The organism is Streptomyces sp. CNT360 (assembly GCF_000424785.1).
Genome location: NZ_KE384246.1, coordinates 128589 through 148373, shown reverse-complemented (window position 1 = coordinate 148373; position 19785 = coordinate 128589). Strand labels below are relative to the sequence as shown.

Sequence of the window (19785 nt, the reverse complement as noted above, 5' to 3'; positions counted from 1 at the left end):
GGCAGTAAACCGGAGCTTTCCGGCACACGCTTCCCGGACGCGCGCGGGTTACGCCGGGACGCCGGAGCCCTCCGTCCGCAGGTCGCGGATGCGGCGGAACTTGCCGACGGAGCGCTCGATCGTCTCGGGGTCGACGATGCGGACGTCCACGGTCACCCCGATACCGTCCTTGATGCCCTGCACCAACGCGTCCCGCGCCGCGTGCCGTTCGGCGCTCGTCGCGTCGGTCCGCGCCTCCACCACCACGCTGAGGTGGTCCATACGGCCCTGTCGGCTGAGGTGGAGCTGGAAGTGCGGGGCGACGGCGGGCAGCCCGAGCACGATCTCCTCGATCTGACTGGGGAAGACGTTGACACCGCGCAGGATGATCATGTCGTCGCTGCGGCCTGTGACCTTCTCCATCCGGCGGAAGGCGGGCCACGCCGTGCCCGGCAGCAGCCGCGTCAGGTCCCTGGTCCGGTACCGGATGACGGGCAGCGCCTCCTTGGTGAGCGTCGTCAGCACCAGTTCGCCGCGCTCGCCGTCACCGCCGCACAGCTCCTCCCCCAGCGGGTCGACGAGCTCCGGGTAGACGTGGTCCTCCCACAGGTGCAGCCCGTCCTTGGTCTCGACGCACTCCTGGGCGACGCCGGGACCCATCACCTCCGACAGACCGTAGATGTCCACGGCGTCCAGCGCGAACCGCTCCTCGATCTCCCGGCGCATCGCCTCCGTCCACGGCTCCGCGCCGAAGATCCCCACCCGCAGCGACGTCGTACGCGGGTCGATGCCCTGGCGCTCGAACTCGTCCAGCAGCGTGAGCATGTACGTCGGCGTCACCATGATGATGTCAGGGCGGAAGTCCTGGATGAGCTGCACCTGCCGTGCCGTCATCCCGCCGGACGCGGGGATCACCGTGCATCCGGCGCGCTCGGCCCCGTAGTGCGCCCCCAGCCCTCCGGTGAACAGCCCGTACCCGTAGGAGACGTGCACCTTGTCTCCCGGGCGCCCGCCCGCCGCGCGGATGCACCGCGCCACCAGGTCCGCCCACGTGTCGAGGTCCCGCTGCGTGTAGCCGACGACCGTCGGGCGCCCCGTCGAGCCACTGGAGGCGTGCAGCCGCCGCACGTCCTCCATCGGCACGCCGAACATGCCGAAGGGGTACGACTCGCGAAGGTCCGCCTTCGTGGTGAACGGGAACTGCGCCAGATCGGCGAGCGAACGGCAGTCCTCGGGGCGGACCCCTGCGGCGTCGAACTTCTTGCGGTACAGCTCGACATCCTCGTACGCGTGCCGCAGTGTCGCCTGGAGCCGTTCGAGCTGGAGGGCCTCCAGCTCGGTGCGGGTCAGGTGCTCGCCCGGATCGGGAAGACGGTCCGTCACGCGGGGGCCTCCCCCCGTTTGACGGGCGTCGCCGTACGGCTGCGGCCCCGGAACTCCGCGACGACGCGGGCGGTACCGGCGGTGTCGGCGGCGCCGGGCGCCTCGCGCGAGACGGTGACGTCATAGATGCCGCTGCGCCCGTAGCGGGTGCGTTCCTGGGCGACGGCCCGCAGTACGTCGCCCTCCCACGCGGGCGCCACGAACGTGATGTCGGCACCGGCCGCGACGGTCACCGGACCGTGGCTGTTGCACGCGCAGGCGAACGCGGTGTCCGCGAGGAGGAAGAGGTAACCGCCGTGCGCCGTGCCGTGGCCGTTGACCATCCCGCCCGTCACCGTCATGCGGCAGGTGGCCGTCCCGGCACCCTTGTCGACCAGTTCGATCCCGAGCGCGGCCGAGGCCCTGTCGGCCTCCAGCATCGCCTCCACGGGGCCACTCCCCACGTCTGACCTCCCGCTTTCACGCCGACCGATCATTCGGTGCGGTCAGTAACGCAGTGGCGCACGGCGACTGTCAAGACATACGCACCGAGGCCCGCACCGTGCGGTGCGGGCCTCGCAGTGCCGGTACCTGCCCGAACGCTCAGCCGCGTGCGGTGTCCGCGAGGAACTCCGTCCACGCGGACGGGGAGACCGTGAGGGCGGGGACGGTGACGTCCTTGGAGTCGCGCACATGGACGGCGGCGGGGGTGGTGGCGACCTCCACGCAGTCGTCTCCCTGGGAGCCGCTGTAGCTGCTCTTCACCCAGTCGAGAGCAACCTCGACGCAACTGTCGCCCTTGGAGCCGCTGTAGCTGCTCTTGAACCAGTTGAGCTCGGCCGGATTGCTCATAACGCTCCTCGCATTCGCTTCAGCAGGCTCCGGGAGTCCGCCGGGGTCAGAGCCTGTGAGCGCAGTTTTGCATACACCATGTGCAGTCGGCTGAGCGCCGAGGGATCGGAGATCAACTGCCCCGTCTCCTGTCCCTCCGAATAGGCAAACCATCGGTGCTCAGGACCTTCGAGCAATCGCAACGGACCGTCAATACCGGCGTGCCCAGGTTGGACCAGCGGCATGATCTGGAGCTCCACGTTGGACAGCTCCGCACAGGCGATGAGGTGGTCCAGCAGCTCGCGCGCGACCTCCTCACCTCCGGTGCGCCGTTCGAGCAGCGCCTGCTCGATGATGAAGCTGAACGTCACCGGCTGTCCCCGGTACAGCAGTTCCTGCCGGTCCAGTCGCGCCGCCAGCCGCTCTTCCATCTGTTCCACGGTCGGCATCGGCGGCACGTCCCGCATCACCGCCCGCGCGTACGCCTCCGTCTGCAACAGCCCCGGAACCACACGGCACTCGTACGTGTACAAACTGAGTGCCGTCAGCTCCATCTTGGCCCACTGGCGGAACCAGGCCGCCAGCCCGTGGCCCCGCGACAGGAACTTGGACGCCTTCCGCAGCGCGCCGAAGGCGTCGAACTTGTCCTCCGCGCGGTCGATGAATCCGGGCGGCGGGAACCGGCGCCCCTGTTCCACCCCCGCGCAGGTGCTCAAGGAGTAGCCCGACTCCTCGGCCCACGCCTCCTGCGTGTACCCCGCGCGCTCGCGGAAGGCCTTCACAACGGCGCCGAACGTCTGCAAGCTGTCGGAGCGTTCGGGTTCCTTGCCGCAGCCCTGGGGGCCGGGTTCTTCGTCGGTCATTTCGCGCCACCTCCCTGCACTCACCCAGGGTTACGGCTCATCGGCTGCGCTGTCCACACTCCGCACCCCTACGCTTGCGCAGCGTAGGGGTTGGTGACCTGGCCCAGGGGCGGCGGAGCCGCGACCGTGACGCGCATGCAGCAGCGTCGCTCACCAACTCCCGTACCCACGCCCGCTACCGAGCGTATGTTCGTCCAGCGGTTCTCCGCCACCCCGCGCGGCGCGCGCCTGGCGCGATTGCTCGCGCTGCACGAATGGGACAGCTGGGGTGTGCCGTACACCAGCAGGTACGCCCAGGACGCGGCGGCTGTCCTCGCGGAACTGGCCGCGAACGCGGTGCTCCACGGCCGCGTACCGGGGCGGGACTTCGAACTCGCCCTGGATCTGCCGCAGCCGGGCACCCTCCTCATCGAGGTGTCGGACACCAGGGGCGAGGTACGGCCACCGACGGTCGCACCGGCGCCACCGGGCCCCGAGGAGGAGTCGGGGCGGGGGCTGGTGCTGGTCTCCGCGCTGGCGAAGGACTGGGGCGTGCGGCCCCGTACCCCGGCCGCTCCCGGCAAGACGGTCTGGGCGCACTGCACGTGCCCGCCGGGGGCAGGGCGGATGTTCTTCTGGCGATGACACCACCGACGAGGAACCGGGCACCATGTCCGCACACCACCCGAGGGAGCTCCATGACCGACGTAACCGCGCGCCTCGCCGTCGCAGCCGACCAACCGGTGATGGAGCGCCTCTGGTTGCTGTTCCGCCACGACATGTCGGAGTTCGACGGCGCCCTGCCCCACCCGGACGGCACCTTCCGCAGCGACCGGCTCCACGCCGCCTTCGCCCGGGCGGACTGGGCGCCCTACCTGCTGACCGGCGGCACGTCCCCTGTCGGCCTGGCGTTCGTCCGCGGTCTGACTGCTCCGACGCGCGTGCTGAACAGCTTCTTCGTGGTCCGCGGGGCGCGCAGGGCGGGGATCGGGCTGCGCGCCGTCCAAGAGGTCGTGGCGCGACACCCGGGGCCGTGGGACGTCGCCTTCCAGGAGAGCAACGTCGCCGCGGTCGCGTTCTGGCGCCGCGTCGCCACCGAGATCGCCGGGGACGCGTGGACCGAGGAACGCAGGCCGGTACCGGATCGCCCGGACCTGCCGCCGGACACCTGGATCTCCTTCGACGCCCCCGCCGCTGCCCAGGGCTGACCCCTGCCGACGGCGCCGCGGCCCCGGCGCCGTCGGTAACCTGACCGGCGGGGGCGGCCCGCCCCCGCCGGACCGCACCGCGAGGAAGCCCATGCACGACAGCCGCCGCAACCTGCCCCAGTTGCTCGTCGAGGCCCGGCGCTGGTTCGAGGAGGGGCTGTTGGCGGCGATGGCGGCGGCCGGTGCCGCACCGGTGTCGCCGACGCAGGCCCAGTTGTTCGCCGTACTCGACGAGCAGGGCACCACCATCGCGGAGCTGGCGCGGCGGATGGGCGTCACCCGGCAGACCGCCCACCAGGCCGTGCACGGGCTGATGGACGCCGGACTGCTGGAGCAGGCGCCGCACCCCGGCTCCGCGCGGCAGCGGCTGATCCGGCGCACCACCGAGGGCACGCGGGTGCACGGGCAGGCGGAGCGCATCCTGGCAGAGCTGGAGGCGCGCCTGGCCGAGCGGATCGGCACGACGGCCGTCGCCGGGCTGCGCACGGCCCTGGAGGCGCCGTGGGGGCCGCCGCCCGCACCCGACGCCTCTTTCGGGGTGTCCGGGGACTGAGCGGTCACCCCGCACGCAGCAGCGCGGCCCCGGCGTGCAACCTGTCCTCCTGCCAGCCGCCCCGGCGCCAGGGGTGCCCGGGGTCGGGCGGGGACCGGAACGCGGCCAGCAGCGGAAGCACCCCCTCCACGGAGTGTGCGGCGCGGCCCAGCACCTCGCGGACGACGACCAGCGCGGAGTCGGCCGGGACGTGGGCGGCCGACAGCCGCTCCAGCACGGTCGGCAGCCCGCCCTCGGCGTACGCGGCGCGGCTCGCGGCGACGAGCGGGGCGAGCCAGCGGGCGTACTGCTGGTACCGGGCGGGCTCGCCGCTGCCGTCGTCGAGGGCGAAGGCGGGCGCCAGCGCGGTGGCGAACCGGTCGAGCCGGTCGGGCGTGGGGGCCCCGGCGGCGAAACAGGGCGGGCCGGCGATGTCCGGGTGGTCCTTGGCGAACTCGAACCAGTCGGCGTTGCCCGCCGCGTCCACGAGCTTGCCCAGGAGGACCGGGTTCCGGTCGTAGTACCCGTACTCGACGTCCACGAAGACGGCACGGAGCAGGTCGAAGGAGAGCGTGAACGACGGGTCCTCGGCGAGCAGCACCGCGTCGTAGAGGTCCTTGCCCTCCGGGTAGGCGTCGCTGACCAGCCACAGCAGCTTCCAGGCGAGGGAGAGTTCACGGGTGGCTGCCCGGACCGTGAGCGGCCCGCCGGGCACGCCCGCGGGGCGGGGTACCGGCGTGGGAGCGGCGGGGGCCGGAAGCGTCTCGTGGAAGACGAAGTCGAGCTGGACCGTGCCGCCGGGCACACCCTGGGCGGTCCACGGGATGACGAGGCGGCGGCCCGGCACCCGGTCGTAGGTCCAGATCTCGCCGCGGGCCGCGTGGTCCGCGTCCAGCCGGACGGTGCCGTGCCCGGCGCGGTGTGAGAGGGCCTCGGCGGCGCGGGCGAGCTCCACCAGCATGCGCTCGGTACGCTCCTCGTCCACCTGCCAGGTGTCCGGCTCCACGACGAAGTCGAGATCGCCCGGCTCCCGTGCCGCGGTCCCGTACCAGGCGCGGAGCAGCACGCTGCCCCGCAGCACCAGGTGGTCGGCCCACGGCGAGCCGGCGACGGCGGCCAGCACCAGGTCCAGTGCCTCGCTCCGCGCCGCGTACCACGCCGCGCCCGACTCCGCGTCCGTGAACTGCGGTTCGCCCAGCCGCATCGCCCTGGTGTGGTGCTTCATCGCGGGGTCGAAGACGGGGCGCTGCACGACGGCGTCGCCGCCGAGCACCGGGCGGAGTGTGGGAGGGAGTGCGAGTGCGGCGCGGGTCTCCTCGTCCAGCTTCTGCTGCGGGACGGTCTCCTCGGCCGCCCAGGGCCCGTACTCGAACTTGCGCCACCCCGCGCGGACCGGCGTCCCCGGCTGCCGCACCGCTGTGGCGCCCTCCTCGCGCGTCTCGGGTATCCAGCCCTCGTCCAGCTCCCCCGCGCTGTCGAGCACGACGAACTCCCGCTCCACGGACAGGATCGGGTACGGGCGGGAGAGGTGGGCGAGGAGGTGGTTCAGTTCGCGGGCGGCCGTCTCGTTGCCGACCTGCCGGCAGCGCTGGGTGACGAAGCGCTCCTGCTGTCCGTCGCCGCGCGTCCGGCGGGCGTTGCGGGACAGATGGGCCGCGTGCCGGACGACCAGCCCGGTCAGGCGCTCCACCTCGGCCGCCTCGATGTCCGCCGGGAGCAGCAGTTTGACGTGATGCTCGAAGTAGTAGGCGGGCCCGAGGGCGGCGCCCTCCTCGTCGGAGCCGGGCACCCCCCGCGTCCACGGCGTCGCCTCGATCTTGACCCGGACGACAGGGCAACCCGCCGCGGCCAGCTCCCGGGCTGCGGCGTCCGCCGCCGCGCGGGCCTCCCCGACCGTCCCCTCCACCGTGAGGGTGACCATCGGCTGGTCGGGGACGCGGCCCCGGTCGAGCACGATGCGCGCGTACTTCCACGCCCGTGCGGCGGCGACGGCGGCCAGGGCGCCGGAGGCGACGGCCGGGGACTCTCCGTCGACGGTGAGGTGGATCTCGAACTCGCCGCAGAACGCGGGCTCGCCGCCGGCGGTGGCGGAGGCCGGGGCGCTGGGAGGGGTGCTGTCGGACACGCGTTTGATGATCTCAGGTGCCCGCACCGCACCCGCGCCCGGGAACGCGGACCCGGCGGCCCGCGCGGCGACCGCAACCCGCCGACAGGGGGATTTGCGGGGGCGCGTGGGGGCACTGCGGTACCGCGGACCCTCCCGACGGCGGACGATACCGTCACCATCCCGTATTCCGGGCCAAGCCCGACCAAAGAGGTGTTCGATGCCCCGTACCGCCTTCCGCGCCACCCGATCCGGCCGAGCCGGTCACCCCGCCCGCACCGTGCGCGGAACCGCCCTCGCCGTGTGCGCCGCGGCAGCCGCCGCGCTCGCCCTCACCGTCTCCCCCGCCGGGGCGGCCCCGGCCGAGCCGGAGCCGCAGATCTACGCGCCGCCCTCCCCGGCACCGCAGACGGCCCCCTCCCCGCAGGCGCACCGCCACACGGGCCCCGAGATCCACCGCTTCCTGACCTGGTTCTACGGCGCACACGGGCCGACCGCCCAGCAGCGCGAGCGCTACGTCTCGGACTTCCTCAAGAAGAAGCAGCACCAGCACCCCGACCACGACGTGATCCTCTGCGCCCAGAACACTCCGCAACGCGTCGCGGTCGGTCCGGTGACGGTCGCGCAGTCGGCCGGTTCCGGCTGGGCGACCGTCACCGCCTACTGGGCGGACGGCACCACCAGTACCTCGACGGCGTACGTCGCTCTAGACTCCCACCCGATCGAGTTGCACGACGTCGAGTGCGCCGTGCACTGAGCGAGCGGGGAAGGCGGAGCGGCACGTGGGGACAGGTACGGGGCACCGTGGCGGGCCGGACAGCCGGCCCGCCACGGAGGCGGAGGCGGTCGCCGTCCAGGAACAGGTGCGCGAGGCCGCCGACGTGGTGGGGCCGGGACCGGCGCCCGAGCAGGTCGGGACCGTCGCCGGGGTGGACGTCGCCTACGCGGACGGCGGTGACCTGGTGGCCGCCGCCGTCCTCCTGGACGCGGCGAGCCTGCAGGTGGTGGAGGAGTCCGTGCACGTGGGCCGTACCGACTTCCCGTACGTGCCCGGACTGCTCGCCTTCCGGGAACTGCCGTCCGTGTCGGCCGCGTTGGACGGCCTGAGCCGGCGCCCGGACGTGATCGTGTGCGACGGCTACGGCATCGCCCATCCGCGGCGCGCCGGACTCGCCGTCCACCTGGGCGTCTCGACGGGCCTGCCGTGCTTCGGGGTGGCCAAGACGCCGTTCCTCTTCGACTTCGAGCAGCCGGGGCACGAGCGCGGCTCCTTCTCCCCGCTCACCCTCGACGGGGAGGAGGTCGGGCGCGCCCTGCGCACCCAGGACGGCGTCAAGCCCGTCTTCGTCTCGGTCGGCAGCGGGATCGGCCTCGAACACGCCACCGCCCTGACCCTCCAGTTGGCTCCCGCCTACCGGCAGCCGGAGACCACCCGCAGGGCCGACCACCTCGCGGGCCGCAAGCTGGCCGAGCTCACCGGACCCTGACCGCCAGGACCTGCCGCGCCGCACCGGGGCGTGCTCCGTTGGACGGGAGAGTGCAAGGTCACACCCGTGCCCCCTGCTACTGGCCAGTTGGCTCCCCTAACCTGCGGCCATGACGGTCCCGCCTGAAGAAGGGCTCTCCCTCGCTCAGGACTTCCCGGACGCCACGCACGAGCAGTGGCAGCAGCTCGTGGCCGGGGTTCTGCGCAAGACGGGAGCGACGGCCTTCGACGACGCCGCGCCCGAGTCCGCCCTCACCACGACGCTCGCCGACGACATCGAGGTGCGCCCTCTCTACTCCGGCGGCGACGGGAGCACCCCGCCCGCGTCAACCGGGTGGCCGGGCTTCGCACCCTTCGTCCGGGGCAGCCGCGCCGAGGGCAACGCCGCCCGGGGGTGGGACGTACGACAGCGGCACGCCCGCACCGACACCGAAGGCACCCGGGAAGCGGTCCTCGGCGACCTGGAGAACGGGGTCACCTCGCTGTGGCTGGCGGTGGGCGACGGCGGTCTGCCGGTTGCACAGCTGGAGCGCTCGCTGGAGGGCGTCTATCTCGACCTGGCGCCCGTCGTCCTGGAGCCGGGCGCCGCACTGGAGGAGGCCGCCGCCGAACTGCTGCGCCTGCGCGGACGGTTGCCGGACGGCACGCAGCCCGCGCCCGGCAGCGTCCTGGGGGCCGACCCGCTGGGGCACGCGGCCCGAACGGGCGACCACGCGGGTGCGGACGGGCTGCGCTCTGCGGCCGCCGCGCTGGCGGTGCGCTGCGCCCGCGACGAGCCGGGCCTGCACACCTACGTGGTCGACACGCTCCCCTACCACGAGGCGGGCGGCTCCCCGGCCCGGGAGCTGGGGTACGCGCTGGCGACCGCGGTGGCCTACCTGCGCGACATGACCGAGGCCGGCCTGTCGGTGGCCGAGGCCGCCGCGCAGTTGGAGTTCCGCTACGCGGCCACCGCCGACCAGTTCACCACCGTCGCCACCCTGCGGGCCGCGCGACGGCTGTGGGCGCGGGTCGTCGAGGCGTGCGGCGCGCCCGCGCAGGCAGCCGCCCAGCGGCAGCACGCGGTGACCTCGCCGGTGATGATGACGCGTCGCGACCCGTGGGTGAACATGCTGCGCACCACGGTCGCCACTCTGGCGGCCGGGGTGGGCGGCGCCGACGCGATCACCGTGCTCCCGTTCGACGACGCGCTCGGTCTGCCGGACGCCTTCGCGCGGCGCATCGCCCGCAACACCTCCTCGATCCTCCTGGAGGAGTCCCACCTGGCCGGCGTGGTCGACCCGGCGGGCGGCTCCTGGTACGTGGAGGCCCTCACCGACGAGTTGGCGCACACCGCCTGGGACCGCTTCCAGGAGACCGAGCGCGCCGGGGGCATGGCGGCCGCGCTGCGTGGCGGACAGGTCGCCGCACAGCTGCGCGAAGCCTGGGAGCGGCGCAGCACGGCGCTGGCCCGCAGGAGCGAACCGATCACCGGGATCAGCGAGTTCCCCTCGCTGGAGGAGCGGCCCGTCGCGCGCGAGCCCGCGCCGCGGCGCCCCGGCGGCGGGCTGCCCCGGGTCCGCCGCGACGACGCGTACGAGGCGCTGCGGGCCCGTGCGGACCGCCACCTGGCCGCCACCGGGACCCGGCCCGCGCTGTTCGTGGCCGCGCTCGGTCCCGCCGCCGCCCACACGGCGCGGGTCTCCTTCGTCGCCAACCTCGCCCGGGCGGGCGGGATCCAGCCGGTGCACGAACCGGTGACGGTGGACGCCTCCACCGCCGCCGCGGCCTTCGCGGCCAGTGGTGCGACCGTGGCCTGCCTGTGCTCCAGCGACGCGCTCTACGAGGCGGAGGCGGCCGGTGCGGCGACCGCGCTCAAGGAGGCGGGGGCCGCCGCGGTGCTCCTCGCCGGAAGGCCGGATGCCGAGCGGCGCGCGGCGTACGAGGCCGCCGGGGTCGACGAGTTCGTCCACGCGGGCGGCGACGCGGTCGCCGTCCTTACCTCCCTTCTGGACCGCATGGGGGTCGACGCATGAGCCGGCAGCGAGAGCGCGGGGACCACTCCGCCGCCATCCCGGACTTCACCACCGTCGGTCTCGACAGCGGCCGGGCCGACGAGACGGCGGCCACCGGCGACCGGTGGCGGGAGGCCGTCAAGGAGCGGACCGGGCACAGCGTGGAGGATCTGGCCTGGCACACCCCCGAAGGGATCGCCGTCAAGCCCCTCTACGCCGAGGACGACCTGCGCGGCCTCGACTTCCTGCACACGTATCCGGGGATCGCCCCCTACCTGCGCGGCCCGTATCCGACCATGTACGTCAACCAGCCGTGGACGGTCCGCCAGTACGCGGGCTTCTCCACGGCCGAGGAGTCCAACGCCTTCTACCGCCGCAACCTGGCGGCCGGACAGAAGGGGCTCTCGGTCGCCTTCGACCTGCCCACCCACCGCGGCTACGACAGCGACCACCCGCGCGTGACGGGCGACGTCGGCATGGCGGGCGTCGCCATCGACTCCCTCTACGACATGCGGCAGCTCTTCGACGGCATCCCGCTGGAGAAGATGACCGTCTCGATGACGATGAACGGCGCCGTGCTGCCGGTGCTGGCGCTCTACATCGTCGCGGCCGAGGAGCAGGGCGTACCGGCCGAGAAGCTGGCGGGGACCATCCAGAACGACATCCTCAAGGAGTTCATGGTCCGCAACACCTACATCTACCCGCCGCAGCCCTCCATGCGGATCATCTCCGACATCTTCGCGTTCACCTCGCAGAAGATGCCGCGCTACAACTCCATCTCCATCTCCGGCTACCACATCCAGGAGGCCGGTGCGACGGCCGACCTGGAGCTGGCCTACACGCTGGCGGACGGCGTGGAGTACCTGCGCGCCGGGCTGGACGCGGGCATGGACGTGGACGCGTTCGCGCCGCGGCTGTCGTTCTTCTGGGCGATCGGGATGAACTTCTTCATGGAGGTCGCCAAGCTGCGGGCGGCGCGGCTGCTGTGGGCCAAGCTCGTCCAGCGGTTCGACCCGAAGAACCCGAAGTCGCTGTCGCTGCGCACCCACTCGCAGACCTCCGGCTGGTCGCTGACGGCGCAGGACGTCTTCAACAACGTCACCCGCACCTGCGTCGAGGCGATGGCCGCCACCCAGGGCCACACCCAGTCCCTGCACACCAACGCGCTGGACGAGGCGCTCGCCCTGCCCACCGACTTCTCCGCCCGCATCGCCCGCAACACCCAACTGCTGCTCCAGCAGGAGTCGGGCACCTGCCGGGTGATCGACCCGTGGGGCGGCAGCGCCTACGTGGAACGGCTCACCCACGACCTGGCGGCGCGGGCCTGGCAGCACATCGAGGAGGTCGAGGCGGCCGGCGGCATGGCCAAGGCCATCGACGCGGGCATCCCGAAGCTGCGCGTCGAGGAGGCGGCGGCCCGCACCCAGGCCCGCATCGACTCGGGGCGGCAGCCGGTGATCGGCGTCAACAAGTACCGGGCGGCGAGCGACGAGGAGATCGACGTCCTCAAGGTCGACAACACCGCGGTCCGCGCCCAGCAGCTCCTCAAGCTGCAACGGCTGCGCGCCGAACGCGACGAGGGCGCCTGCCGGGCGGCGCTGGAGGCGCTCACCCGGGCCGCCGGAGCCACCCCGGGACCGGGTCTGGAGAACAACCTGCTGGCGCTGGCCGTGGACGCGGCGCGCGCCATGGCCACCGTCGGGGAGATCTCCGAGGCGCTGGAGAAGGTCTACGGGCGGCACGCCGGACAGATCCGTACGATCTCCGGTGTGTACCGCGAGGAGGCAGGAGTGTCGTCGTCCCTGGCCCGCACCCGCCGGTTGGTGGACGCGTTCGAGGAGGCCGAGGGCCGCAGGCCCCGGCTGCTGGTGGCCAAGATGGGGCAGGACGGGCACGACCGGGGCCAGAAGGTGATCGCCACCGCGTTCGCCGACCTCGGCTTCGACGTGGACGTCGGCCCGCTCTTCCAGACCCCGGCCGAGGTGGCGCGGCAGGCCGTCGAGGCGGACGCGCACATCGTGGGCGTCTCCTCGCTGGCCGCGGGACACCTCACGCTCGTCCCGGCGCTGCGCGAGGAGCTGGCCGCGGCAGGGCGGGACGACATCATGATCGTCGTGGGCGGGGTGATCCCGCCCGCTGACATCGAACCTCTGCACGAGGCGGGCGCGACGGCCGTCTTCCCGCCGGGCACCGTCATCCCGGACGCGGCCTACGACCTGCTGGGCAAGCTGGCCGCCGCGCTGGGCCACGACGACCTGGACGGTCCGACGGACGGCGAGGGCTGAGCACGTGCCCCGGAGCATCGACCTCGACGCGTACGAGAAGGGCGTCCTGGAGGGCTCCCGCGCCTGGATCGCGCGGGCCATCACACTCGTGGAGTCCCGCCGCGCCGACCACCGGGAGCTGGCGCAGCAGTTGCTGACCGGCCTGCTGCCGCACGCGGGCGGTGCCCGGCGGGTGGGCATCAGCGGCGTCCCGGGAGTCGGCAAGTCGACGTTCATCGACGCGCTGGGCACTCAGCTGACCGAGCGCGGACACCGGGTGGCGGTACTGGCCGTGGACCCCTCCTCCACCCGGACCGGCGGCTCCATCCTGGGCGACAAGACCCGGATGGAGCGCCTGTCCGTCAGTCCGGACGCGTTCGTGCGCCCCTCCCCCACCGCGGGCACGCTGGGCGGCGTCGCGAAGGCCACCCGGGAAACGATGATCGTGATGGAGGCCGCGGGCTACGACGTGGTCCTCGTGGAGACCGTCGGCGTCGGCCAGTCCGAGGCGACCGTGGCCCAGATGGTGGACTCCTTCCTGCTGCTGACCCTGGCCCGCACCGGCGACCAGTTGCAGGGCATCAAGAAGGGCGTGCTGGAGATCGCGGACGTGCTGGCCGTCAACAAGGCGGACGGCCCGCACGAGCGGGACGCCCGCTCGGCCGCCCGCGAACTGGCGGGCGCGCTGCGGCTGATGAGGACGCCGGACGCCGCCTGGTCGCCGCCCGTGCTCACCTGCAGCGGCCGGGAGGGCACCGGCCTGGAGGAGGTGTGGGAACGCCTGGAACAGCACCGCGCCGTGCAGGAGTCCACCGGGGAGCTGGCCGCCAGACGGCGGGACCAGCAGGTGGAGTGGGTGTGGTCGATGGTCCGCGACGACCTCCTCGGCCGGCTGACCCGCCACCCGGAGGTGCGGCGGCTGGCCCCGCTGCTGGAGGAGCGCGTCCGCGAGGGCTCCCTGACGGCCACCCGCGCCGCCCAGCGCCTCGTCGAGGCCTTCGGCCTGACACCCGGCGGCGACTGACACCCTCGCCCGACGACGCGGGGTCCGCCCAGGACCGTCCCGGTGGCCGTCCCCTCGCGTCCGTCGTCGCGCCGGGGCGGATACGGGCAGCGAGCCTGGTGCCGTGGCAACAACCGTGCGGGGCCGCCGAAGGACCGGGGAAACCGAAATCGTCACTGCGGTTTCCTCAGTCAGCGAAAACCGCTTCCGCAAGGCGCATTTGCCTCACGGAACGGTAGTAGAGGCACTGTTTTCCTGCGGATTCCGTCGAACGAGGGTCTTGACTCCACTTCGACCGAGGAGCTTGTATGCGCTGACCGGAACGACGTTCCGGACGGCACACGTCCCGGACCGCGCCGCCGGTCCCGCCCCGGAGGCGATACCGCTCCCCACCCAGCACGCGCCCAGTGCGCAGTGCTCGGTACGCAGTACGCAGTACGAAACGGACCCGCATGACCGACACGCACGAAGACGCAAGCCGGCCCCGGCTCACCCGCTCCATCGGCGTCGTGGGCGGCACGCTTCTCACCCTGTCCTGTCTGACCCCGGCCTCCTCACTCTTCGTGATCGTGCCGGACTCCTTCGGCACCCTGGGCACGGGTACCGCCCTCACACTGGCCATCGCCGCCCTGCTCTGCGTCGGCGTCGCCTTCACCTACTCCGAACTCGGCACGCTCGTCCCCAGTTCGGGCGGCGAGTACGCCATGGTGGGCACCCTCCTGGGCCGGCTCGCGGGCTGGCTCGTCTTCGTCCTGTCACTGATCGTCGTGATGATCGTGCCGCCCATCATCGCGCTGGGCACCGCCGACTACCTCGCGCCCCTCGTCCACCTCGACCCGCGCTTCGCAGCCGCCGCCGTGATGCTGCTGTCCACCGCGATGGGGCTGCTGGACCTGCGGGCCAACGCCTGGATCACCGGCATCTTCCTGGCCTTGGAGGTGGTGGGCGCCGGCATCGTCGCCTTCCTCGGCTTCAGCCACAGCCAACGCTCCGCCTCGGTGCTCGTCCACCCGGTCATGGACGGCGGCCACGGCCACACCAGCCCCGTCACGGCCGGGTTGATCGTCACGGGACTGGCCACCGCGCTGTTCATCCTCCAGGGCTTCACCACCGCCGTGTACCTGGCCGAGGAGATGGAGAACCCGCGCCGCACCGTCTCGCGCACCGTGCTGTGGACACTGGCCCTCGGCTTCGCCATCGTCATCGTCCCCGTCGTCGCCATCACGCTCGGCGCCCCGGACCTGCACGCGCTGGCGGGCGGCGACGTCGCGGGGATGGTCCAGCAGTGGAGCAACTCCGCCGTCGGCACGTTCATCAGCCTGTGCATCGCGCTGGCCATCGTCAACGCCGCCATCGTGATGGTCATCCAGAACTCCCGCGTCGTCTTCGCCTCCGCCCGCGACGCCGCCTGGCCCACCCCGGTCAACCGCGCCCTCTCCCGGCTGGGCAAGCGATTCAGCTCGCCCTGGGTGGCCACCTTGATGGTCGGCGTTCCCGGAGCCGTGCTGTGCTTCGTCGACCTCGACGTGCTGAACGAGGTCACCGGCGTGGCAGTGGCCGGGATGTACGTCTTCGTCGCCCTCGGCGCGCTGGCCGCCCGCCGTGAGGGCTTCAAGCACCGGGCCGCCTGGCGGATGCCGCTGTGGCCGGTGCTCCCCGGCGTGCTGATGGCCGCGCTGGTGTGGGTGCTGTGCCAGCAGAGCGCCGAGAGCCTCGCCATCACCGGCGGCCTCGTCGTCCTGGCCGCGGCGTACTGGGCGTGCTACCTGCGGCCCCGGCAGGCGACGCACTGGGTCATCTCCGTCCCGGAGGAGGAGCAGGCCGCCGCCGCGGGTGACCGGACCGGAGACGGTACGCAGGACGGCGAGGGCACCGGAGTCGGCGTCGTGCACCCGGCGACCGGGAGGGTCTCGGCGAAGGCCGCCGCGAGCGGGCCGGAGGACGGGCACGACGACGCCCTCCAACGGATCTGACCCGCCGCCCTCCCCTGATTGAGCCCTCGTTCACGCGGTGACCGCACCGCGCCCGCCGGACCACCACATTCGAGCCACCGTGTGCCCGCCCCCCACGGGCGGGCACACGTGCGACCTGCTGTGTCCGGAACTTTTCTGACCTGCGGTTCTGTGGCGGAGACGGGGCGGGGCTTCGATCGCCTTGTCACCGGCCCTGGCCGATGACGCCCGACGTGCCGAGCCCCGTCGCACAAGGCATCGACTACGCGGCCGACCACGGTGCCGACGTCGTCTCCATGTCGCTGGGCGGCGACTCCATCGGCTCCAGCTCCGACAAGGAGGAGACCAAGGCGCTGGCGCACGCGGCCGCCATGGGCGTGACCGTCATCGCGTCGGCGGGCAACGAGGGCGACGGGTTCGACGACTCGTCCTGTCCGGCCGGATACCCGAGCGAGATCGCCGTCGCCGCCGGCCAGAAGGGCGGCAGCCGCGCCGACTTCTCCACGGTGCGGACGCACGACACCGTCGCCGCGCCGGGCGTCGGCATCGTCAGCGCCAAGAACACCGGCGGCTACGAACCCGTCAACGGCACCTCACCGGCTGCGGCCCTCACCTCCGGTGTCGCTGCCCTGATGCCGGGCAAGGACGGCAAGCTCAAGCCCGCGCAGGTCCGTTCGATCCTCACCCGGACCGCCGCGCACCCGCCGGGCGGCCACAACCCGCTGGTGGGCCACGGCGCGGTCAACGCGGCGGCGGCCGTGCGGGCCTCTCCCACCCTCCGGCCGAGCACAAGGGCAAGTCGTTCCTGACCCCGCCGAACGGAGTCGAGCCCACCCGGCGCCCGCCCCTGGACACCGGCGAACCGACCGTGGGGCCGGTCGCGGGAGGTGCGGGACCGCTGCTGGTGGTCGGCGCCGTCGCCGTCAGCCGGGCAGACCGCCGCCGGGCCGCCCTACCCGCCGCCACAGCGACAGGACCGGCTGACCTGCCAGGCCCGGCAGGCGTCCCCGGCGGCTTCCCCACACCCGGGCCGCGCTGAGCGGCATCGGGCCCGGTCTGCCGACCACCGGCTGACCGGCAGACCGGCCGGGGTCACGGCACCATGCGCAGGCCGTCCTTCTCCGCTCCGCGGCTGAGGACGGCCCCGCGGATGGTGTCGTATGCCTTGTCCTGCTCGGGGTCGCCCGCCTTGCGGCTGGCGGGGGAAGCGAGGTTGACGAGGGTGTAGCGGGGCGAGTTCCGCATCAGGAACGGCGTGTACTCCGCCTTGTCGATCGTCCAGGCGCCCCGGTGACCTTCGCCGCGTGCTCCGGCCTGTCGGCCCGGCGGAACGAAGTGGAAGCGCGCGGCGGTACCCATGGAGCCGCGGGGGTCGTTCATCTTGCCCGCGATCTGGTCCCCCATGCCGTACACCACCCAGGTGCCGTTGACCTTCTCGTACGCCTGCGGCACATGCGCGTGCGTGCCCAGGATCAGGTCGATGTCGCGGCGCCCGTGCGTGCGCGAGGCCGTCAGCTTCTTGGCCATCGTGCGCTGCAACTCGTCGGGCTCCTGCTGCCACTCGGTGCCCCAGTGCATGCTGACGACCACCACATCAGCCCCGGCACGCCGTGCGGCGCGGGCGTCCTTGATGATGCGCTGCGGCTCGATGAGGTTGACGAGCCATGGCTTGTCCTCGGGCAGGGAGATGCCGTTGGTGCCGTAGGTGTAGGCCAGTTGGGCAACCTTGGCGCCGCCCGCCTTCAGCACGGCGGGGCGGGTCCGCTCACGGGCCGAGCGGGCGGACCCCACGTGCTTGAGGCCCGCACTGTCCATGGCATCGAGGGTGCGGCCCACGCCCTCGGCGCTGTCGTCGAGCGTGTGGTTGGAGCCGGTCGAACACGAGTCGTAACCTGTGTCCTTGGCGGAGCGGGCGAGCTGCGGCGGCGTCTTGAACAGCGGATACCCCGTGAACGGACCGCCCTTGGGGCCGGAGACGGTCTCCATGTGGCAGATCGCCAGATCGGCGTCCCGCACCATGGGCCTGGCCGCGTCGATCATGCGGCCGAAATCGTAGCCGGAACCGCCCGCGTCCGCACGCGCCTGCCGGATGATCGAGTCGTGGACGAGCAGGTCCCCGGTACCCACCAGCGAGAAGCCCCGCTGCTGCTCTCGCCCCTGGACCTGTTGCTGCCGGGCGTCCTGACCGTGCCCTCGCCCTCCGCTCCCGCCGGGACCGGTGCCCGTGCCCTGGCCCGCCGACCCGCATCCGGCGGCCCCGGCCAGCAGGACGGAGGCGGCGAGGACGGCACCGGCGCGGCGACTGCGGGCGGAGGACCGGAGGCGGGCGGAGAGCCGGGAGCGGAGGAGGCGTCGGAAGCGGACAGGGCGGCGACAGCGGCCGAGGCGGCGCCGGCCGAGAGGCGCTGATGTGCTCATGCGTACTCCTGCGAGGCGAACCAGTAATACAAGTGCGATAAACGCACTGCACGACGCCTCGCCCTCGCCCCCCGGCAGCGACACCGCAGGACACGGCCATCCGGCCCACGAAGACCACCCGTCACGGCGACGGAACCGGCGGGCCGGCACCGGGGGCCCGCTCCCGCGCCCCGCTCAGCCCTGAGCGACCGTGTGTCGGAAGAGCGCGCGGAGAGCGGCGTGGGTGGCGGACGGCAACCCGGCCTTGTCCAACTGGGTGAGCGCCTCGGTCAACTGCCAGGCGGAGATCTCGTGTGCGGCCGCCCGCCCGCCCGCGTGGTCGATGAGAGCGGCCAGCTCGTCCGGTGGCGGCGGGCACGCGGGGCCGCCGCCCAGCGACTGGGCGAGGGTACGGGCCGCCGGGTTCCCCGCACGCAGCGCGGCGATCAGCGGCAGACTCGGGCCGCCCTCCCGCAGACCGCTCATGACCGGCCGTCCGCTCAGCGCCGTACCCGACCACAGGTCCTCGATGTCGCGGGCCACCTGCGCCGCGACGCCCAGATGGTGACCGGCACGGGTCAGCGCCTCGACCACCCGCTCGTCCGCGCCCGCCAGCAGGGCGCCGCTCGCCAGCGCGCACTCCAGCAGCGAACCGCGGCGCGCACCGGCGACCACCGCGTACTCCTCGACGGTGATGCCCTCGGGGGCGCGGCGCCGCAGGGCGAGCTCGGCGGAACGGCCGCTGACCAGCCGGGACGTCGTGCGGGTCAGCAGGCGCAGCACGGCTGCCTCCGCCGCGGCCTCGGCGCTCCGTCCGCTCTCGACCCGCCGTCCTTCCGCCGCCGTACGGTGCCGCCTGCCGTCGGCCGCTCCCGGTCTGCGGGCTGCCGCACCCTGCCTGCCGGCTGCCGGCCCCGGCTCGCGCGTCGCCGCCGATCCCGGGCCTCCTCCCGGTCCCGAACCCGCCCTCGGCCCCGCGCCCGAACCCGCTCCCGGCCCCGGACTCGCTTTCGGCATCGGGCCGGTGACCGCGTCCATCACCGCTGCCGGTCCCAGGTCCGCCACCGGCGACGGGTCCGCGCCGGGCGTCGACGTCGGCCCCGTCTCCACCGGCAGGACGCGCCGGGTGGCGGCGCCCAGGAGCGCGTCACCGGCCAGGACGGCCCACCCGGTGCCGTAGACGGCCCATACGGCGGAGCGGCCGTGGCGCAGGGCCTCGCCGTCCATGACGTCGTCGTGCAGGACCGCCCAGTTGTGCACCAGTTCCACGGCCGCAGCTCCCGGCAGCGCCGCGGCCGTGGGGGTGTGCGAGGTTCCGTCGCGCCCGGTCTCGCCCGCGCCCGCGGCGTACAGGGTCAGAGCCGCACGCAACGGGGGTTCGGGGGCGACGCCGTAGGTGGGGCTGCCGTCGGGCTGGCTCCAGCCGAAGTGGTAGCCGCACACCCGGCGCAGTTCGGGCTGGAGGGCTCCGACCGCCTCGCGCAGCAGCGGATCGATCCGCCGGTGCGCGGAGGACAACAGGGACGGGGCGGCGGGCACGCCGGGGAAGTCGGAGAGTTCTTCAGTCGTCATACCGGAGCGCCTCCTCCTCTCTCCATGCCGGGCACCTCTCCGGAACGGACATCGCCGGGCACGCCGGACAGCACAGGCATGCCGGTCACCACCGGGCAGATGCGAAGCGTGTGGGAATGGTGAGCTCTCAGTAATCGGCTTTCCCCGCCGACGGGCCCCCGACTCCCACTGGGTGGATCCGGTGCGAAGCACGCGGGGCGCAAGGGCGCGGCACGACGGGGCGACGCGTCCGAAATGGCGCGTGTGAGCCGCCGGGCGC

General features: G+C 73.3%; 18 protein-coding genes. 11 read left to right on the top strand and 7 right to left on the bottom strand.

The window, feature by feature from the left end:
- Window positions 1–48: 48 nt before the first annotated feature.
- From paaK to H297_RS0131360, 4 genes are all read right to left on the bottom strand, one after another.
- A complete protein-coding gene (paaK, locus tag H297_RS0131375) occupies window positions 49–1362 on the bottom strand; it encodes a phenylacetate--CoA ligase PaaK (RefSeq protein ID WP_027740265.1) in 1314 nt (437 codons plus the stop codon).
- Window positions 1359–1838, bottom strand: a complete 480-nt coding sequence (gene paaI / locus H297_RS0131370; protein ID WP_037795809.1) for a hydroxyphenylacetyl-CoA thioesterase PaaI — start codon at window positions 1836–1838, stop codon at window positions 1359–1361. The genes paaK and paaI overlap by 4 nt, the downstream gene beginning before the upstream one ends.
- Before the next feature lie 106 nt (window positions 1839–1944).
- A complete protein-coding gene (locus H297_RS0131365) occupies window positions 1945–2193 on the bottom strand; it encodes a DUF397 domain-containing protein (protein WP_027740263.1) in 249 nt (82 codons plus the stop codon).
- On the bottom strand, window positions 2190–3035 hold the full coding sequence (locus H297_RS0131360; protein WP_027740262.1) for a Scr1 family TA system antitoxin-like transcriptional regulator: 846 nt from the start codon (window positions 3033–3035) through the stop codon (window positions 2190–2192). Before H297_RS0131360 ends, H297_RS0131365 begins: the two co-directional genes overlap by 4 nt.
- Window positions 3036–3221: 186 nt before the next feature.
- On the opposite strand from H297_RS0131360, the gene H297_RS0131355 reads away from it, so the two are divergent.
- From H297_RS0131355 to H297_RS0131345, 3 genes are all read left to right on the top strand, one after another.
- Window positions 3222–3659 carry an ATP-binding protein gene (locus H297_RS0131355; protein ID WP_027740261.1) on the top strand — a complete coding sequence of 146 codons (438 nt, stop codon included), beginning with the start codon at window positions 3222–3224 and terminating at the stop codon, window positions 3657–3659.
- A 53-nt stretch (window positions 3660–3712) separates the two neighbouring features.
- Window positions 3713–4222 carry an acetyltransferase gene (locus H297_RS0131350; RefSeq protein ID WP_027740260.1) on the top strand — a complete coding sequence of 170 codons (510 nt, stop codon included), beginning with the start codon at window positions 3713–3715 and terminating at the stop codon, window positions 4220–4222.
- Between the two features lie 91 nt (window positions 4223–4313).
- Window positions 4314–4775, top strand: a complete 462-nt coding sequence (locus H297_RS0131345) for a MarR family winged helix-turn-helix transcriptional regulator (protein WP_027740259.1) — start codon at window positions 4314–4316, stop codon at window positions 4773–4775.
- 4 nt (window positions 4776–4779) lie between these two features.
- Here the strand turns inward: H297_RS0131345 and H297_RS40640 are convergent, their stop codons facing one another.
- Window positions 4780–6879, bottom strand: a complete 2100-nt coding sequence (locus H297_RS40640) for a nucleotidyl transferase AbiEii/AbiGii toxin family protein (RefSeq protein WP_486589750.1) — start codon at window positions 6877–6879, stop codon at window positions 4780–4782.
- A gap of 199 nt (window positions 6880–7078) precedes the next feature.
- Between H297_RS40640 and H297_RS0131335 the strand changes: the two genes are divergently transcribed.
- From H297_RS0131335 to H297_RS39550, 7 genes are all read left to right on the top strand, one after another.
- Window positions 7079–7615: a hypothetical protein gene (locus H297_RS0131335; protein WP_486589749.1), complete on the top strand. Its 537-nt coding sequence runs from the start codon at window positions 7079–7081 to the stop codon at window positions 7613–7615.
- 25 nt (window positions 7616–7640) lie between these two features.
- Window positions 7641–8345 carry an endonuclease V gene (locus H297_RS0131330; RefSeq protein WP_027740257.1) on the top strand — a complete coding sequence of 235 codons (705 nt, stop codon included), beginning with the start codon at window positions 7641–7643 and terminating at the stop codon, window positions 8343–8345.
- A 109-nt stretch (window positions 8346–8454) separates the two neighbouring features.
- Entirely contained in the window at window positions 8455–10359 is a 1905-nt protein-coding gene (locus tag H297_RS0131325; RefSeq protein ID WP_027740256.1) for a methylmalonyl-CoA mutase subunit beta, read from the top strand.
- Window positions 10356–12623 carry a methylmalonyl-CoA mutase gene (scpA, locus tag H297_RS0131320; RefSeq protein ID WP_051352338.1) on the top strand — a complete coding sequence of 756 codons (2268 nt, stop codon included), beginning with the start codon at window positions 10356–10358 and terminating at the stop codon, window positions 12621–12623. Before H297_RS0131325 ends, scpA begins: the two co-directional genes overlap by 4 nt.
- 4 nt (window positions 12624–12627) lie before the next feature.
- The gene (gene meaB / locus H297_RS0131315; protein ID WP_027740254.1) at window positions 12628–13626 is read left to right on the top strand and encodes a methylmalonyl Co-A mutase-associated GTPase MeaB; all 999 of its coding nucleotides are present in this window, start codon (window positions 12628–12630) and stop codon (window positions 13624–13626) included.
- A gap of 431 nt (window positions 13627–14057) precedes the next feature.
- Window positions 14058–15578 (top strand): APC family permease, encoded by a 1521-nt coding sequence (locus H297_RS39555; protein ID WP_486589748.1) that lies wholly within the window; start codon window positions 14058–14060, stop codon window positions 15576–15578.
- A gap of 212 nt (window positions 15579–15790) precedes the next feature.
- Window positions 15791–16366 carry a S8 family serine peptidase gene (locus tag H297_RS39550; protein ID WP_051352337.1) on the top strand — a complete coding sequence of 192 codons (576 nt, stop codon included), beginning with the start codon at window positions 15791–15793 and terminating at the stop codon, window positions 16364–16366.
- A 283-nt stretch (window positions 16367–16649) separates the two neighbouring features.
- On the opposite strand, the gene H297_RS39545 is transcribed toward H297_RS39550, so the two are convergent.
- Window positions 16650–17684, bottom strand: coding sequence for a CapA family protein (locus H297_RS39545; protein WP_486589747.1), 1035 nt, complete (start codon window positions 17682–17684; stop codon window positions 16650–16652).
- On the opposite strand from H297_RS39545, the gene H297_RS44710 reads away from it, so the two are divergent.
- Window positions 17658–17966, top strand: coding sequence for a hypothetical protein (locus H297_RS44710; RefSeq protein WP_486589746.1), 309 nt, complete (start codon window positions 17658–17660; stop codon window positions 17964–17966). The genes H297_RS39545 and H297_RS44710 overlap by 27 nt on opposite strands.
- Window positions 17967–18149: 183 nt before the next feature.
- Here H297_RS44710 and H297_RS44705 read toward each other — a convergent pair whose 3' ends face one another.
- A complete protein-coding gene (locus H297_RS44705; protein WP_027740253.1) occupies window positions 18150–19526 on the bottom strand; it encodes a polyprenyl synthetase family protein in 1377 nt (458 codons plus the stop codon).
- Window positions 19527–19785: the final 259 nt, after the last annotated feature.